We start from the raw sequence: 17,534 nt of genomic DNA, 5'->3' as shown, positions 1-17,534 counted from the left end.
CGCGGGGAGCGTAAGGGGAATTCGATGACGCGTAGCGGAGCAATGGCCGGTGCGGCCTTGGGCCTTGTGCTGGCCTTCAGTGGGGTCGCGTTCGCCGCGGACATCCCCTCTCCCGACAAGGCCTTCGCCCAGCCGGTGGGCAGCGACTACTTCCTGGCCGACTACACCGCCTACGAGGCCTATCTGAAGAGCCTGGCCGCCGCGTCAGACCGCATGAAGCTGGTCGACATCGGCAAGTCCGAGGAAGGCCGCACCCAGTGGATGGCCATCGTCTCCTCGCCGGCCAACCTGGCCAAGCTGGATCGCTACAAGGAGATCTCGCGCAAGCTGGCCAAGGCTGAAGGCGTCTCCAAGGAAGAGGCCGCCAAGCTCGCGGCGGAAGGCAAGGCGATCGTCTGGATCGACGCGGGCCTGCACGCCTCCGAGACCATCACCTCGCAAGGCCAGATCCAGGTTCTGCACCGGATGCTGACGGCCCAGGACGCCGAGACCCAGCGCCTGCTGGACGAGACCATCATCCTGTTCGCCCACGACAATCCCGACGGCATGGAGATGGTCAGCGACTGGTACATGCGCAACGAGGATCCCAAGAAGCGGGAATTCAACTCGCTGCCGCGCCTGTACCAGAAGTACGTCGGCCACGATAACAACCGCGACAGCTTCTTCTCGGCCATGGCCGAAACGACCAACGTCAATCGCCAGCTGTTCCGCGAGTGGTTCCCGCAGATCGTCTACAACCAGCACCAGACCGGCCCCAACGGCATGGTGGTGTTCGTGCCGCCGTTCCGCGACCCGTTCAACTTCAACTACGACCCGCTGGTCATGACCGAGCTGCAGGAAGTCGGCATGGCCATGCACAGCCGTCTGGTGGCCGAGGACAAGCGCGGCTCGGGCGCCCGCAGCGCCGCGTCGTACTCGACCTGGCACAACGGCATGGAGCGCTCGGTCGCCTACTTCCACAACGCCATCGGCCTGCTGACCGAGATCATCGGCGGCCCGACCCCGACGACCGTCAATCTGGTCCCCGAGTTGCAGCTGCCCAACAACGACCGCCCTGCGCCGATCGCGCCCCGCGTCTGGCGCCTGCAGGACTCGCTCGACTACCAGATGACCATGAATCTGTCGGTCATCGACTACGCCGCCCGCAACCGCGAGCGCCTGCTCTTCAACATCTGGAAGATGGGCGACAACAGCATCAAGCGCGGCAGCCAGGACAGCTGGACCATGACGCCGACCCGCGTCGAGGCCCTGCAGGAAGCCGGCAAGGGCAAGCCCGGCCCGTTCGGCGCCGCCGTCGATCCCACCCTGTACAAGGCCGTGCTGGAGACGCCGAACGCCCGCGATCCGCGCGGCTATGTCATTCCGTCCGACCAGGCCGACATGCCGACTGTCACGGCCTTCCTCAACGCCCTGATCAAGACCGGCGTCGACGTCGAGAAGGCGACCAAGGCCTTCACCATCGGCGGCAAGACCTATCCGGCCGGCTCGTACGTGGTGCGCACGGCCCAGGCCTATCGCCCGCACGTGCTGGACATGTTCGAGCCCCAGGACCACCCGCACGACCTGGAGTATCCCGGCGGCCCGCCCAAGGCGCCCTACGACGTCACCGGCTACACCCTGGCCTATCAGATGGGCATCAAGTTCGACCGCATCCTGGGCGGCTTCACCGCTCCCACGGCCCGCGTGCCGGACCTGATCGCCGTGACGCCTGGCGCCATCAAGGGTTCGGGCAAGGCCGGCTGGCTGATCAGCCACGAGACCAACGCCAGCTTCACCCTGACCAACCGCCTGCTGAAGGCCGGCGCCCAGGTGCAGTGGCTGAAGGACGGCGCCAAGGCCGGCAAGACCGCCTTCGGCGCGGGCGCGATCTGGGTCCCGGCCTCGCCGGCGGCTCAAGCCGTGCTGGAACAGGGCGTCAAGGATCTGGGCGTCGACGCCTGGGCCGTGGGCGCCAAGCCCGCCGGCGCGACCATCGCCCTGAAGCCGATCCGCATCGGCCTGGTGGACGTCTATGGCGGCTCGATGCCCTCGGGCTGGAACCGCTGGATGTTCGAGCAGTTCGAGGCCCCCTTCCAGGTCGTCTATCCCCAGCGCCTGGACGCCGGCGACATTGCCAAGGACTTCGACGTGCTGGTCTTCCCCGACGGCGTGGTCCCCGCCCCGCAAGGCGGCGCGTTCAAGACCGGTCGCCCGTCGACCCAGCCCAAGCCGGAAGACATCCCGGCCGAGTACCACGCCTGGCTGGGCAAGATCAGCGACGAGAAGACCCTCCCGCAGATCGCCGACTTCGTGAAGGGCGGTGGCACGGTCGTGGCCATCGGCGCCTCGACCCGCCTGGCCACCGCCTTAGGCGCGCCGGTCGAGGTGGCCAACGCCAAGACCGAGAACGGCCAGGTTAAGCCCTACACCAACCGGGAGTTCTACATCCCCGGCTCAGTGCTGCGCGCCAAGGTCGATCCCAAGCAGCCGCTGGCCTACGGCGCGCCGGCCGACATCGACGTGTTCTTCGACCGCAGCCCGACCTTCACCCTGAAGGCTGGCGCGACCGGCGTGGCGAAGGTCTCGTGGTTCGACACCGACAAGCCGCTGCGCAGCGGCTGGGCCGTGGGTCAGGAGAAGCTGAACGGCTCGACGGCGATGCTCGACATCGATCTGGGCAAGGGCAAGATCTTCGCCTTCGGGCCCGAGATCACCCAGCGCGCCCAGTCGTGGGGCACGTTCAAGTTCCTGTTCAACGGGCTGCTGTACGGGCCGGCCGCGAAATAGGCCGACCAGGAGAAGGCGTCATCCCGGAAAGCAGGACGCACCGGGATGACGCAGTTTGAGAGTAGCAGGCGGCCCTGGAGGACAGCTCCGGGGCCGAGAAGCGCTCCGGGATTCCAAGGGGGTTGGAATCCCGGAGCTTCCTCACGACGCCGACTGGCGAGGACGTCGATCGGCCGGGTTCCCGTCTGGACCGCAAACTGGAGAACCCTGACGCCAAGTTGCCTCAGGCGCTTTCCGGCGACTTTGACCTCACGCAACTCCAGATACGAAATCGGCGCCAGGGGGGCAGCCCCGGCGCCGATGATCGTGTCTTGAGACCCATCCGGTGGGTGGATCGGCCTCGCGGCGCGATCGGCTCGACCGGCCGGACGACAAACTCACGCGTCGTCCAGCCCCTGGCCGAGGTCCGATGAGCAGGCGCTAGAAGCGCTTGCTGAAGTTCATGTACCAGTAGCGGCCCGTGGCGTTGTGCAGGGCGCCCGAGTAGCCGAAGTTCGAGGCCGACAGCGGCGGCGCCTTGTCGCCGACGTTGCGAACGCCGACGCGCAAGGTCGAACCGTCCATGCGGCCTTCCTTGAAGGCGTACTGGCCGTACAGGTTGACCGTGGTCCACTCCTCGATCGGGAAGTAGCGGCCATCCACCTGCGCCGGACCCGTGTCGTAGGTCTCGCCCACATAGCTGACGAAGGCGCCTGCGCCCCAGCCCTTGTTGCGCCAGGTGAAGCTGGCGGTGCCGCGGAACTCGGGGAAGCCGTCCATCTTGATCTGGTCGCCGGCGCTGAAGATCGTGATGCCCGTCAGGGCGCCCGACGCGATGGCCTGGGACAGCAGCGCCTCGATCGGGCTGGGCGACTGGTCGAACTTGGTCAGCTTGGCCACGTTGAAGGTCAGGCCGAAGTCACCCCAGGGGGTGTCGTTCAGATCGTAGTCCAGCGTGAAGTCGATGCCCTGAACCATGCGCGGCTGCAGGTTCTGATAGACGTCGTTGATGTAGGCGATGTTGCCGACCGTGGCCGAGCCGACCGGTGCGTCGCGGACGACGTTCGGGTTGGACGAGCCCTGCTGGCGCAGCAGCCAGTCGTAGGCGATCTGGTTGAAACCGCCCAGGATGCCGATGACGCCCTTCTGACGGATCGACCAGAAGTCGGTCGTCAGGGTCAGCTTGCCGTATTCCGCCGGGATGAAGGTCGGCTGATAGACGAAGCCGACCGTGGCGTTGTCGGCTTCTTCCGGCTTCAGGTCCTTGTTGCCGCTGCGCACTTCGATGGTGCTGACGCTGGAGCAGGTGACCCCGTTCAGGCGGCAGGCGGCGTAGTCGGTGCGCGAGTTGGAGACCGTCGTGCCGTCGCCGTAGAACTGCGGCAGGTTCGGTGCGCGGAAGCTCTGCGAGACCGAGCCGCGGATGGCCAGGCCATGGCCGACCTTCCAGTAGATCGCGCCCTTGGGCTTCAGCACGTTGCCGAAGTCGGAATATTCCTCGTCGCGGGCGGCGATCTGCAGGCTGATCTCCTCGACGAACGGGATGTTCATCTCGGGCGAAATCACTGGGATGGCCAGTTCGAAGAAGCCCGAGATGATCGAGCGGTGGCCCTTGATGTCCGGTGCGGCCGAGGCGCCCAGGACGTCGGTGTTGTAGGTCAGGCCGGTGACGCTGTTGGTGTACTTGATCGTGCCGTCCATGCGGTCGTCGCGATCGTCCAGATAGGTCTCGCGGCGGTATTCGACGCCGGCCGCGAAGCCGACATCGCCGCCCGGCAGCGAGAACAGGTCCTTCTTGGACACCTTGAAGTCGGCCAGGGCCAGCGAGGTCTCGCCGATCCGGTAGACGTTGATCAGGAACGAGTCGATCGCCCCCCGGTCGCTCGGCGTGGTGTCGCCCAGCGAATAGTTGGCCAGGTTGCCGCCGTTGAACGGGTTGTAGGCCGAGGCGTCCGTCCGGTTGATCGCCTGCTGGAACAGCGTGTTGCTGATCGCATTGTGCGTCATGTCTTTGGTGCGGGCGGCCGAGTACAGCATGGCCGAATCCCACTTCCAGCCATTCCACGAGCCCTTCAGCCCGCCCAGCAGGCGGAAGCTGTCGTCGGTCACCGTGTAGGTGCGCGGGCCGGTGTCGACCGGGCGGTAGGTGGTGATGTTCATCGCCAGGCCGGTGGCCGGAACGCCGGTCAGGCCGGCGATGCGGTTCGGGCTGGTCGCGGGACCGAAGGGGTTCCAGTAGGCGTTGGCCGCGATGCTGATCGGGGCGGTGCTGAGCGGGGCCGACTGCTCGCGGCTGCCCGTGAACAGGGCGTGGTAGTAGCCCGCCTCGCCATAGGCGGTGATGTCGCCGAAGTCGCGCTCGACCGTCGAGAACAGGTTGGTCCGCTCGACGCCGCCGCGCAGGGTGCGGTCGGGGTTCTCGTCATAGCGCAGCGCGCGCGAGGTCGCGCCGGTGATGGTGCCCGACTTCAGGCAGATCGAGCCCGGCAGGACGGTGCTGGAGCAGCCCGCAGCGGTGTTGCTGACCGGCTCGACGTGGAACACGCCCGAGGTCGTCAGCGCCGTCGTGCCCTGGCGGACCACCGTCGAGGACGGGATCAGGGTGAACGAACCCCAGGGGCTGGAGGTCGTGCGGCTGTCGAAGGTGGTGTTGCCTTCCCACGGCGTGCCCTCGACCTGATAGCGATGATCCTCGCTGACGGCATAGTCGCGCTCGGTGGCCATCATCCGGCTGCGGCCGGTGTAGTTGCCGAAGAAGGTCAGGCGTGTGCCGTCTTCCAGACGCGTGCCGGCCTTCACATTGAACGAGCCTTCGCGGTAGCCGGTGCCTTCCGAACCGCCGATCTGAGCTTCCATGCGCAGGCCGCGGAATTTGGTGTCCAACACGGTGTTGACCACGCCGGCCACGGCGTCGGTGCCGTAGATGGCCGCGGCGCCGTCGCGCAGCACTTCCAGGCGCTTCACGCCCGAGACCGGGAACGCGTTGGTGTTGACCGTCTGGACCGGGACGAAGTTCTCCGTCTGGGTGCCGGGCGCCATCACGGCGCGGCGGCCGTTGATCAGGGCCAGGGTGTTGCCGGTGCCCAGGCTGCGCAGGTTCAGCGAAGCGATGTCGCCGCGCGCGTCGTTCAGGTTGCCGGTCGTGCGAGCTTCCTGGAACTGCACGTCGCCGGCCTGCGGGATCGAGCGGAACAGCTCGTCGCCCGACACGGCGCCGGTGGCGATGATGTCCTCTTCACCGACCACGGTCACGGGCAGGGCTTCGGTGGTGCGAGCGCCTTCGATCTGCGAGCCGACGACCACGACGGCTTCGACCAGCTGGGCCTCTTCAGTGCTCGCGCCGGCCTCCGCGCCAACGGACTGGGGGCGTTGGGCCGGAGCCTGGCGCAGGGTGATGGTCTTGCCATCGTCCGACTGGACGACCAAGCCGGCGGCGGCCGCCAGGCGGGCCAGGGCGTCGGCGTCGGCCACATCGCCGGTCACCGCCGGCGTCTGCTTGCCCGAGGCGGCCTCGAACGGGAACAGGACCTGCTTGCCCGACTGCTTGGCGAAGGTCTGCAGCGCGGTGACGGCGTCACCGGCCGGAATATTGAAGCTGTGGCGGGCCTCTTGGGCCAGGGCCGGACCAGCCAGGACCAGCACGGCGGCGGACGCCATCAGGAAGCCGCGAACCGTGCGGCGGGTGTCGATCGACATCTTTTCTAGTAACCCCTCATAAGCGCCCTCCATCCCCTTGGGAGCGGCGCCTTACACGTCCGACGGGCGAAACCGCGGTTTCCGCCATGCGACAGGCGGAACTTTTTTCAGGAGGATCAGCTGCGCCGCGACAGGCGGATCGTGCCGTCCTGGCCTTCGGCGGCGCGCACCGAAAAGGCGTGGGTCACGGCCGAGACGAAGCTCTGCGGCTCGGTGGTCTGGAAATAGCCGGCCAGGCGCAGGCCGGCGATCGACGGATCGGCGATGCGGATCTGCTGGCGATTGTAGCGGTTGAACTCGGCCACCGCCTGTTCCAGCGACTGGCCGTTCAGGGCGATGGCGCCCTGGCGCCAGGCCAGGCTGCGGTCGATCTCGCTGTCGGAGATCGCGCGCGAGCGACTGCCGGCCGAGTCGTAGATCGCCGCCACGCCGGCCTTCAGGCGCAGCTCGGCCTGCTGGCGGTTCGGCGTCGGATCAAGGTCCACCGCGCCCTTCTTCACCGTCACGATTGCGCCGTCCGAACGCAGGCGAACGGCCATTTCGGAGACGCCGTCAGCCGACATCACCGCGTCGGCGGCCTTGATCACAAACGGCCGGTCGTCAGGCGCGGCCTCGAACACCGCCTCGCCGCGCATCAGCCGCACCTCGCGCACGCCCTTGCGGTAGCGCACGACGACCTTGCTGTCGGTGTTGAGCTCGATGCGGCTGTTGTCGCTGAGCACCACGACCCGGCGCTCGCCGATGGCCGTGGCGTAGGCGGTCGAGGTCCCGAACGACAGCGTCCCGGCGATCACCAGCCCGGCCATGGCGCAGGCCGCCAGCCCACGGGCCCACGGCGAGCGGCTCAGGCCCTCCAGGCGTGGACGCTGGGCCGGAGCCAGCAGGTCGGCGTCCACGCGCCCGTCGGCGGGACGATAGGCGCGCACCCGCTCCAGCCGCTCCCAGGCGGCGGCTTCGCGCTCATAAGCGGCTTCGTTCTCGAAACTCTCGCTGCGCCAGGCCTCGAAGGCGGCGCGGTCGGCGTCCGAGCACGAAGCCTCGTCAAGCCGGACCACCCAGAGGGCGGCAGCCTGCCTTACCGCTTCGCGTCGTGATCCCGTCTCGCGCTCCATGAGCGTCCTTCGTCGACCTTGTTCCTGCGACCGATACGCCGTCCCAGCTTGTCGGAACAGTACCGGAGACCCTTTGCCAAGTGCTTCTCTACAGTAGAGACGGATAGTCCCAGCCGAACCGCTATATCTTCCGGGGACAGGCTGTAGACTTTCCGCATCGTGAAGACGCGCCGGCATTGGGCGGGCAGTTCGGCGATGGCGTCGGCCAGGGCCTGAAGCTCTTCACGTGATTCGAGCACCGCCTGCACGCCGGGGGCCTCGTCGACCGGCTCGATGCGCTCGAAGTCGGCGACGGCGGTGATGGTCAGCACCTTGCGCCGGCGCAGGGCGTCCAGGGCGCAGTTGCGCAGGATGCGGGTGGCGAAGGCGCCCGGATTGCTGATTTCCCGCCAGGTCTTGCAGGCGATGGCGCGGGCGAAGGTCTCGTGAACCAGGTCCTCGGGATCAGTCTGGCCGTCACGGCAGAACTGCCGCGCATAGGCTAGCAGATCCGGTTCCAACGGCAGGATTTCCCGCCGGAACCAGGCGCGCCTGTGTTCATCCTCTTGCGTCATAAACGCCTCCCCGAGGCGCAACCAAACCGATTGAGGCGGCGATGGCAACCCGGCGACGGCTCCGCCGCCGGGTCCAAGGCCTGGATTGCCTAATCGTCGATCACGTTGTGTCGGGTGTCCTTCAGGAACAGCGCGCCCACAACGGCGGTGATGCCGGCGATGATCACCGGGTACCAAAGGCCCGAATAGATATCGCCCGTGGCCGCCACGATGGCGAAGGCCGTGGTCGGCAGGAAGCCGCCGAACCAGCCGTTGCCGATGTGATAGGGCAGCGACATCGCCGTGTACCGGATCCGGGTCGGGAACAGCTCGACCAGCATCGCTGCGATCGGGCCGTAGACCATGGTCACATAGATCACCAGCAGCGCCAGCAGACCGACGACGGCCGGCTTATTGACCAGGGCCGGGTCGGCCTTGGCCGGATAGCCGGCGGCGGTCAGTTGCTCGCCCAGATCGGCTTCCCAGGCCTTGCGGTCGCCGCCGGCGGTCATGCCCTGCAGCGTCACGCCGCCCACCTGGACCGTCGTCGGCGCGCCGGCCGGAGCAGCCTGGACGCTGTAGCTGACGCCGGCCTTGGCCAGATAGGCCTTGGCCACGTCACACGGCGTGTTGAACTGGGCCTTGCCGATCAGGTCAAACTGGAAGGCGCAGGTCGACGGATCGGTCGACACCACCACCGGGGCCGAAGCCTCCGCATGGGCCAGGGCCGGATTGGCGTAGGTCGTGATGCCCTTGAAGATCGGGAAATAGGTCGCCGCCGCCAGCAGGCAGCCCAGCAGGATGATCGGCTTGCGGCCGATCTTGTCCGACAGCCAGCCGAAGATGACGAAGAACGGCGTGCCGATCAGCAGGCCCAGGGCCACCAGCGTGTTGGCCTCGGCGCCGTCCAGCTTCAGGGTCTTTTCCAGGAAGAACAGGGCGTAGAACTGGCCGGTGTACCAGACCACCGCCTGGCCCATGGTCAGGCCCACCAGCGACAGCAGGACGATCTTCAGGTTCTTCCAGTTGCCGAAGGCTTCGGCGAGCGGCTTCTTGGTGCCCTTGCCCTCGGCGATCATCTTCTGGAAGGTCGGGCTCTCGTGCAGCTTCAGGCGGATCCACAGCGACACGCCCAGCAGCAGCATCGAGACCAGGAACGGGATGCGCCAGCCCCACTGCTTGAACTCCTCCTCGCCTAGTGTGGTGCGGGTGACCAGGATCACCGCCAGCGACAGGAACAGACCCACGGTCGCCGTGGTCTGGATCCAGCTGGTGTAGAAGCCCCGCTTGCCGTCCGGCGCATGCTCGGCGACGTAGGTGGCGGCCCCGCCGTACTCGCCGCCCAAGGCCAGCCCCTGGACCAGGCGCATCAGCACCAGCGCGATCGGCGCGGCCACGCCGATCTGGGCGTAGGACGGCAGCAGCCCCACCACGAAGGTCGAGACGCCCATCAGCAGCATGGTGATCAGGAAGGTGTTCTTGCGGCCCCAGATGTCGCCCAGACGCCCGAAGATCACCGCCCCCAGCGGCCGGATCGCGAAGCCGGCGGCGAAGGCCAGCAGGGCCAGGATGAAGCCGGTCGTCTCGTTGACGCCCGAGAAGAAGTGGCCGGTGATGATCGCGGCCAGCGAGCCGTAGAGATAGAAGTCGTACCACTCGAAAACGGTGCCGAGCGAAGACGCCCCGATCACCAGCGCGTCGCGCTTGCCGCCCTTTTCATGAGGCGCGGCCTGGCTGTCAGCCCCCATACAACGAACCCTTCCCTACTTCTCTCACCGGCGCCGCGTTGGCCGCGGTCGCTCATCTCCGGAAAGCCTAGCTCACCGAACGTCACTCTTGCGACCGAGGAATTCTGTTAGCGGTCACTTTTCTCGCAGGCGCTAGGCCGGCTCCACGGCGGGCGCCTCGGTGACCGGAAACGGGGCGCCGGGCAGATACAGCAGGACCGGCCGGATCTCGTAGACCGCCGTCGGATTGGCCCGGCGCAGGTCGCGCGCCATGCCGACGGCCTCGTCCTGGGTTGCGGCGTCCACCACATAGAAGCCCAGCAGCTGCTCCTTGGTCTCGGCGAAGGGGCCGTCGGTGACGAAGCCCTCGCCGGGCCCGCGCAGGGCGACCCCCGCGCCCGTCGCGCCCAAACGCGCCGCCGGTCCCAGCTGTCCGTCGGCCGTAAGGCGCGCGTGGACCTGGTTCAGCTCGTCCATCAGGGCGGCGTCCTCGTCGGGCGTCCACGCTTGGACCGTCTCTTCCACGTGATAGGCCAGGATGGCGTACAGCATGCGGCTTCCTTCGGGCGAAGTGATCCGCGAGCAGTGGCATGGAACAACAGCGTTCGCCATCGCGCGAGCGGGCTGACGAGGCCGAATTGTTGTGCCATCACCGACCCGAACCCAGGGAGCCGCCATGACCGTCTCGAAGATCGCCCGCCGCGCGCTGATCGGCGCTCTCGCCGCCTTCCCGTTCTCGCCCGCCCTGGCCGCCGCCAAGCCGCGCGTGGCCATCGTCACCGACAAGGGCACGATCGTCGTCGAGCTGGAGGATCAGAAGGCCCCGATCACGGCCAAGAACTTCCTCTACTATGTCGACAAGCATCGCTTCGACGACGGGCAGTTCTTCCGCGCCAACCGGGCCAAGGGCGCGCCGGGCGCCGGCTCGATCCAGGGGCAGCCCAAGCTCTATTCGCGCCGCGCCCCGCCGATCGCCCACGAGAGCACGCTGAAGACGGGCCTTAAGCACAAGGCCGGCGCCATCTCGATGGGCCGCGACGCGCCGGGTTCGGCCACGGCCGACTTCTTCATCTGCGCCAGCGCCCAGCCCTATCTGGACGCCAAGCCGGGCAAGTCCGACGCGGCCCAGGGCTATGCGGTGTTCGGCTATGTCGTCCAGGGCATGGACGTCGTGAAGAAGATCCTGGCCGGCCGCACCGACGGCGTCACCAACGTGCCGTCGATGAAGGGCCAGATCCTGAACCCGCCGGTGAAGATCCTGTCGATGAAGCGGGTCTAGGCCCGCTTCTCTAGACGGCTGCCGGCGCCGCCGCCTTCGGTCGCCGGTGCTCGGGCGGCGGCGGTGGCGGCGGGGCTGGGCAATGCCTGGCCAGGAACTCGCCGTGGTCGGGCAGGCCCGACACATTCTGGCGGATGATCGGCGCCGAGGCGTCCAGCGCCTGGCGGATCACGTCATAAGGCACGACGTCGACCAACTGCTGGTAGCGCTTGGGTCGGATGCCCATCCCTTCCATCACCGACTGCCAGGACGGGGCGCGGAACATGTCGTCGACGCCGTCCCGCAACGTCCCGGTTTCGCGGAAGAGCTCGATCCGCTCCTTGAGGCTCTGAGGCTGCTCGACCTTCTGGTACTCGCGCCAGAACGGCGTGTCGTCGCGCTGGGTGGTCTGATAGTGCAGCACGATGAAGTCGCGGATCTCTTCGTAGTCCGCGGCCATGCGACGATTGTATTCGGCCTGCAAGGACGGCGCGAGATCACGATCGGGGAAGAACCGCAACAGGTAGTCCATGCCGCGATAGATCAGGTGCAGGGCCGTCGATTCCAGCGGCTCGATAAAGCCGCCGGCCAGGCCGATAGCGACGCAGTTCTTGTTCCACAGCTTGCTGCGCATGCCGGTCTTGAACGGCACCAGCCAAGTGTCGGTGATCGGCGTCCCCTCGACCTGGCTCAGCAGCACGTGACGGGCCTCGTCGTCGCTGATGTACTTGGAGCAGAACACATAGCCATTGCCGGCCCGGTGCTGCAGCGGGATGCGCCAGCGCCAACCGAAGTCCTGGGCGCAAGCCAGGGTATAGGGGTGCGGCTGCTGGATGTTCTCGGTCTGCACAGTGATCGCGCGATCGTTGAGCAGCACGTCCGACCAGTCGATGAACGGCGTGTCCATCGCCTTGCCGTTCAGAATTGAACGGAAACCCGAGCAGTCGATGAAGAGATCGCCCGAAGCCTCGTGGCCGTTCTGCAGGACCACCTTCTCGATCGAGCCGTCATTGCGGGTGACCACCTGATCGACGATGCCCTCGACGCGCGTGACGCCCCGATCCTCCGAGAACTTGCGAAGGAACTTGGCGACCAGGTTGGCGTCGATGTGCAGCGCGTATTTGGCGTTGGACAGCAAGGTCTTCGACATCTTGTCCGGCAGCATGAACTTCCACTGGTCGGCCATGATGCTGGCCGGAGCGAAGTCCTGCAGCGCAGACGGGTGGCCGTTGGCCTTGGCGCGCAGCCAGCACTGGTAGAACTCATGCGGACCGATCGGACCGCCAATGGACCCAAACGGGTGGTAGTAGACGTCACCCTTCTTGCGCCAGTTCTCGAAGCGAATGGCCAGCTTGAATCCGGCCTGGGTGGCCTGGATGAACTCGCGCTCGTCCAGCCCAAGGCTGGAGATCAGCTGCAGGAATGGTGGGATCGTCGACTCGCCGACGCCGACCGTGCCGATCTGCTCGCTCTCGATCAATTCGATTTCACAGGGGCTGCTATGGCCGCCGTCCTTGCGGAAGAAGTGCGAGAGCATGGACGCGCAGATCCAGCCGGCCGAACCGCCGCCGACGATGACGATCTTCCGAATGGCGTTGGGATTGGTGTCGGTCATCGGTCTGATCCTACTGGGCCGCCATCGCGACCGGACGGCAGTACTGTTCGAGGAAGACGCCGTGCGGCGGGGCTGAAGCCACCACCTCGGCGATGGCCTTGCGCATCTCGGCCAGAGGCGCGCTGAGGGTCTGGGGGTCGATGCCGTCCAGCGACGGGTCGATCGTCTCGGGCAACAGCTCGAAGCCCGCATAGATCGCCAGCCAGCTGGCGGGATGGAACATCTCCCAGCGATAGCGGATGAAGTGGCCGCGCCGGGTCCACAGGTCGACCTTCTGCTGCAGGGTGTCGGGCAGGGTCACGGCGTTGCAGTCGCGCCAGAAGACCGTGTCGCCGCGCTTGTTGGCCCAGTAGTGCAGGATGATGAAGTCGCGCACGCGCTCCATCTCGCGCTTGGACCAGTCGTTGAACTCGTCGGCCAGCTCGGGCGCGAAGTCGCGGTCCGGGAACAGCGCCTTGATCTTCTCGATGCCGGTCTCGATCAGGGCGATCGAGGTGCTTTCCAGCGGCTCCAGGAAGCCCGACGACAGGCCCAGGGCGATGACGTTCCTGTTCCAGGCCTGCTTGCGGCGGCCGGGGTTGAAGCGGATCAGGCGCGGCTCGTGCAGCAGCGGATCGGGCACGGCGGCCTTCAGCTCGGCCAGGGCGTCTTCTTCGCTGATGTGGCGCGAGGAAAAGACGTAGCCGTTGCCGTAGCGATGCTGCAGCGGGATGCGCCAGCGCCAGCCTGCGCTCTGGGCGGTGACGTCGGTATAGGGGGGCGGCTCGCCCTGCCCTTCGCTCTGCACGGCCCAGGCGCGATCGCACAGCAGGGTGTCGCTCCAGGACTCGTAGCCGGTCTGCAGCGCCTCCTCGATCAGCAGGCCGCGAAAGCCCGAGCAGTCGATGAAGAGGTCGCCGTCGAGGCTCGCCCCGGTGTCCAGGTCCAGCGAGGCGACGTGGCCGGTCTCGGCGTCCAGATTGACCTTGGTGATCTTGGCGTCGATCCGGCGCACGCCGTTGTCCTGCGCCACCCGGCGCATCAGCTGGGCGAACAGGCTGGCGTCGAAGTGCAGGGCCCAGTCGAAGATCCCCAGCGGCGACGACGGATTGCGCTGAGGGGCCATGAACTTGCCGGCCCGCGCCAGGGAGGCGCCCAGCGAATAGTCGGCGATGTCGGTGACCTCGCCGGCCTGCGCCAGCTTGCGCCAGTAGTGGTGGAACGGCGTGCCGCGCAGGTCCTGGCCGAACAGGCCGAAGGGATGGATGAAGGCTTGGCCGGGTCGCACCCAGCCGTCGAAGCGGATGCCCAGCTTGCAGGTCGCCTGGGTGGCCTGCATCACCTCGATGTCGGTCAGGCCCAGCTGCTGGTAGAAGCCGCGGATCGTGGGAATGGTCGCCTCGCCCACGCCGATCGTGCCGATCTCGGAGCTCTCGACCAGGGTGATCTCCAGCGGCCCGCCCTGGAAGTGCCGGCGCAACGCCGCGGCCGCCATCCAGCCTGCGGTGCCCCCGCCGACGATCACCAGCTTGCGGATTCTGTTGTCCCGCATGCGACCCTCCCGGTCAGTAAATGGTCCGGATTCTCGAGGACCCGGTTGAACCGAGACTAGCGGCGCACGCCGCATCTCGCCTCTCAAAAAAAGAGGCCGCCGTGGATATCCACGGCGGCCGCAGGAGGTGAGAGGGGTTTACTCGACGACTACCAGCGAGCGCGCAGACCCACCGTGTAGCGGGGCTCGAACTCGTTCTGCTTGATGTACTGGGTCTTACCGTCACCGAAGCGAGCGTAGTAATCCTCGATCTCGCCGGTCACGTTCGAACCGTTGAAGTAGACGGTCATGTTGTCGCGAATGTTGTAGCTGACATTCACGTCCACATAGCCCGTGCTCTTCTGATAGATCGGGATCGCGCTGCTCATCACCTCGGCCAGACGGTCGGTGCGATAGTTGTAGGCGACGCGGACCTGCAGCTTGTCGTCCTGGTACCAGCCAATCAGGTTGTACTGGTGCTTGGAGTTGTCGGTGAACGGCAGTTCTTTGCCGTCGAAGCCGAGACGCGACTCCTTGCTGGGCGAGTAGGTGTAGTTGGTGTCCACGCCGAAGTTCGACAGGAAGCCGGCGTCCGGCATGAAGTCGCTGACCGCCAGCTTGGCGCCGACTTCCAGACCCTTCACCTCGCCGCCATCGCCCTGGATGGGCAGGGTGACGTTGACTGTGCGGCGGATCACGCCGTCCTGGTCAGGGAAGCGACCCGTGGTGACGCCGTCAGTGACGAAGCTGTTGATCTTCAGCAGGAAGGCCGAGACGTTAATCATCGAGGCGCGACCGAAGTAGTACTCGACCGCCCCGTCGAAGTTGTTCGACCGCCACGGGTTCAGCATCGGGTTGCCCGAGGACTCGGCGCTGGTGACGTAGCGGATGTTCTGCGCGCAGCCGCAGTCGGAAGTGTTGATCTTCAGACCGCCGCCGTAACGCTGCAGATCCAGCGGTTGCATGGTCTTGCTGTAGGCGAAGCGCAGTTTCAGGTTGTCGGTGACGTCATAGGTGGCGTTCAGCGACGGCAGCCAGTCGGTGTACTTGCGCCGCGTCAGCTGATCACCGGCGTCGGCGTTGGTGTCGCCGTAGTTGCGGGTGTCGCCGGTGAGGTTCTGCTTCACCGTCAGTTCGGTCTCGATCACGCGCAGGCCGACATTGCCCGACAGACGGCCGATCTCGAAGTTGGCCGCGCCGTAGGCGCTCTGTTCACGCAGGGTGACGTCGAAGGTCTGGCCCGGCACCTGCACGCGGATGGCGCCGCCGAACACCTTCTCGTGGAAGGCCTTGGCGTCGTCGAAGTCGCGCGGGTCGATCGCCCAGAAGCCGGGAATGCCGCTGGTGATGCCGCCCAGGTCGTCGACCCAGAGCACGTTGTTGTAGGTCGACAGGCTGGTCGGGGCATTGATCGTATAGCCCTGGAACACCGGCAGACCGGTGACCGGATCGGGCACGAATTCGCCCGCCTGGCACTGGTTCTGGTTCATGACGACGTCGATGGCCTTCCACTGGGCCTCGCAGCCGCCGGCCGGAACGGGCGAGCCGTTGGCCTGCACCGCGCCCGGCGTATTGCCGTAGAAGCCCGAGAACAGGTGGAACTGCTCGACCTCGACCGAGCGCTGGCTCTGGCGAACGCCGCCGTCGACCTTGGTGATGAAGCCCAGAAGCTTGTCGTCGAACTTGTAGTGGCCGTCGGCGCGGAACACGTTCATGTCCGACTCGACTTCGTTGTTGCCTTCCGACGAGAAGGCCCCGATGGCGTAGCTGTCCTTGTTGGCCATGTAGTCCTTGAGGGACTTGCCGGCGCCAAGGCCGCCCGAGATCGGACGGTCGAAGCCGCTCCACACCGGGTGATCACCGCTGATGTTGTAGTGCAGCTGCGGGTTCTGGCCGTAGCCCAGCGGGTTCGGATCCAGATAGCAGCCGCCGGCGCTGCCGGTGATCGCGTTGGTGCGGCGCGCGGCCGTGAACTTGTCGCAGATGGCCTTGGGATAGAACGTGCCGCGCGTGCGGTCGGCCGCGTCGCGGAACAGGTTGAAGCGGCCCGGCGCATAGCGCCAGTTGCTCAGGTCGCCCTGGGCCTGGCCGTTCATGCTGAGACGGTCGCCGTCGGCGCGGATGGCCCGGGCCTCGAAGGTGAACGGACCGCCGTTGTCGTAGTTGAGCTCGAGGTTGAAGTTCTTGGTCTTGGACTTGGTCGTACGGTTGACGCTGAAGGAGTTCACCCACCAGGCGTCGATGTCGTACTCGTCCACCGCCAGCCAGTTCTTGCCGGCCGAGGTCGACGCCGTCGGCTTGGTCCACGCGCCGAACGCGCCGCCGTCCCAACGGTTGGAGATATTGATGCCGATGGCGCGGTTGTACTCGTCGAGTTTGGCGTAGAAGCCCTCGGCGATCAGGGTGAAGCCCTCGCCCAGATCGAACTCGACCGCCGCGTTCAGGCCCAGACGCTTGCGCTCGACCACCCGGTTGAAGCTCTCGTAGCCGTGCGGCGAGATGAAGTTGCTCGGGAAGCCGCCGCCCCAGTCGTTGTTACCCGACAGGCTGACCGCGCCCGAATAGTTGTTGCCCAGGTTGGAGTCGCTGAGCGCCGCGCCGACCATCACGCCGACGCGATCATTGCGCCAGTTGACGACGCCGTTGACCAGATAGTCGTCCTTCTTGGTGCGTTCGCCGCGCTGGGCTTCGGCCGCGCCGGTGAAGGTCAGGCCTTCGCCGAACTGGAACGGACGGCGGGTGCGCAGGTCGATGGTGCCCGAGATGCCCGACAGGGCGTTGCGCGGATCGGTCGACTTGTAGACCAGCACCTGGTTCATCAGCTGCGACGGCACGTCCAGCAGGTTCGGCTGGGCTTCGCCCATGTTGCCGGCGCTGAGATACTGTTCGCCGTTCAGCAGGGTGATGACCTGGCGCAGACCGCGGATGTTGACGGTCTTGCCCTCGCCCGCATCGCGCTGGATCTGGATGCCCGAGATCCGCTGCAGCGAGTCGGCGATGGTGACGTCGGGCAGCTTGCCGATGTCTTCCGACGAGATGGCGTCGACGATGGCGGCCTCACGGCGCTTCACGTCCACCGACTTGATCTGCGAACCGCGGACGCCGGTGACGACGACTTCTTCGATCTGCGTGTCGTTGACTTCCTGAGCGAAGGCTCCGGAGGCCAACGCCAGTTGCGACGCACCGGCGACCAGCGCCAGCGTCAGACCGCGCGCAAGCGCAGTTTTCCTTGCTTCCTGTGACAATTCCTCGCTCCCCAAATTATCTCGTTCTTGTTGGTCGCCCGCGCCTCGCGCCCCCGCTCTTTGTCGGCGGCTCTCGAGGAACGTTGAGGCGGT

10 protein-coding genes are annotated in these 17,534 nt (G+C 66.6%); 2 read left to right on the top strand and 8 right to left on the bottom strand.

What is annotated here, in order from left to right; genetic code table 11:
* The first annotated feature begins 24 nt into the window (after window positions 1-24).
* Window positions 25-2,766 carry a M14 metallopeptidase family protein gene (locus ABDW31_RS19940; protein ID WP_343699440.1) on the top strand — a complete coding sequence of 914 codons (2,742 nt, stop codon included), beginning with the start codon at window positions 25-27 and terminating at the stop codon, window positions 2,764-2,766.
* Window positions 2,767-3,186: 420 nt separating this feature from the next.
* Here the strand turns inward: ABDW31_RS19940 and ABDW31_RS19935 are convergent, their stop codons facing one another.
* From ABDW31_RS19935 to ABDW31_RS19915, 5 genes are all read right to left on the bottom strand, one after another.
* Window positions 3,187-6,441: a TonB-dependent receptor gene (locus ABDW31_RS19935; protein ID WP_184721796.1), complete on the bottom strand. Its 3,255-nt coding sequence runs from the start codon at window positions 6,439-6,441 to the stop codon at window positions 3,187-3,189.
* A 116-nt stretch (window positions 6,442-6,557) separates the two neighbouring features.
* Window positions 6,558-7,553, bottom strand: coding sequence for a FecR domain-containing protein (locus ABDW31_RS19930; protein WP_184721797.1), 996 nt, complete (start codon window positions 7,551-7,553; stop codon window positions 6,558-6,560).
* Window positions 7,517-8,107, bottom strand: a complete 591-nt coding sequence (locus ABDW31_RS19925) for an RNA polymerase sigma factor (RefSeq protein WP_184721799.1) — start codon at window positions 8,105-8,107, stop codon at window positions 7,517-7,519. Before ABDW31_RS19925 ends, ABDW31_RS19930 begins: the two co-directional genes overlap by 37 nt.
* A gap of 89 nt (window positions 8,108-8,196) precedes the next feature.
* Window positions 8,197-9,834, bottom strand: a complete 1,638-nt coding sequence (locus ABDW31_RS19920) for an MFS transporter (RefSeq protein ID WP_184721801.1) — start codon at window positions 9,832-9,834, stop codon at window positions 8,197-8,199.
* Window positions 9,835-9,966: 132 nt separating this feature from the next.
* Entirely contained in the window at window positions 9,967-10,365 is a 399-nt protein-coding gene (locus ABDW31_RS19915; RefSeq protein ID WP_184721803.1) for a YciI family protein, read from the bottom strand.
* A 124-nt stretch (window positions 10,366-10,489) separates the two neighbouring features.
* On the opposite strand from ABDW31_RS19915, the gene ABDW31_RS19910 reads away from it, so the two are divergent.
* On the top strand, window positions 10,490-11,092 hold the full coding sequence (locus ABDW31_RS19910; protein WP_184721805.1) for a peptidylprolyl isomerase: 603 nt from the start codon (window positions 10,490-10,492) through the stop codon (window positions 11,090-11,092).
* A 10-nt stretch (window positions 11,093-11,102) separates the two neighbouring features.
* On the opposite strand, the gene ABDW31_RS19905 is transcribed toward ABDW31_RS19910, so the two are convergent.
* From ABDW31_RS19905 to ABDW31_RS19895, 3 genes are all read right to left on the bottom strand, one after another.
* Complete coding sequence (locus ABDW31_RS19905; RefSeq protein WP_184721807.1) at window positions 11,103-12,686, bottom strand: tryptophan halogenase family protein; 1,584 nt, start codon at window positions 12,684-12,686, stop codon at window positions 11,103-11,105.
* 10 nt (window positions 12,687-12,696) lie between these two features.
* The gene (locus tag ABDW31_RS19900; RefSeq protein WP_184721809.1) at window positions 12,697-14,217 is read right to left on the bottom strand and encodes a tryptophan halogenase family protein; all 1,521 of its coding nucleotides are present in this window, start codon (window positions 14,215-14,217) and stop codon (window positions 12,697-12,699) included.
* A gap of 149 nt (window positions 14,218-14,366) precedes the next feature.
* The gene (locus ABDW31_RS19895; RefSeq protein ID WP_184721811.1) at window positions 14,367-17,441 is read right to left on the bottom strand and encodes a TonB-dependent receptor; all 3,075 of its coding nucleotides are present in this window, start codon (window positions 17,439-17,441) and stop codon (window positions 14,367-14,369) included.
* Between the last annotated feature and the right edge of the window lie 93 nt (window positions 17,442-17,534).

It is taken from the genome of Caulobacter sp., assembly GCF_039596335.1.
Taxonomy (GTDB): Bacteria; Pseudomonadota; Alphaproteobacteria; order Caulobacterales; family Caulobacteraceae; genus Caulobacter.
The sequence above is the reverse complement of the archived record's forward strand: the minus strand, read 5'-3'. Positions and strand labels throughout refer to the sequence as shown.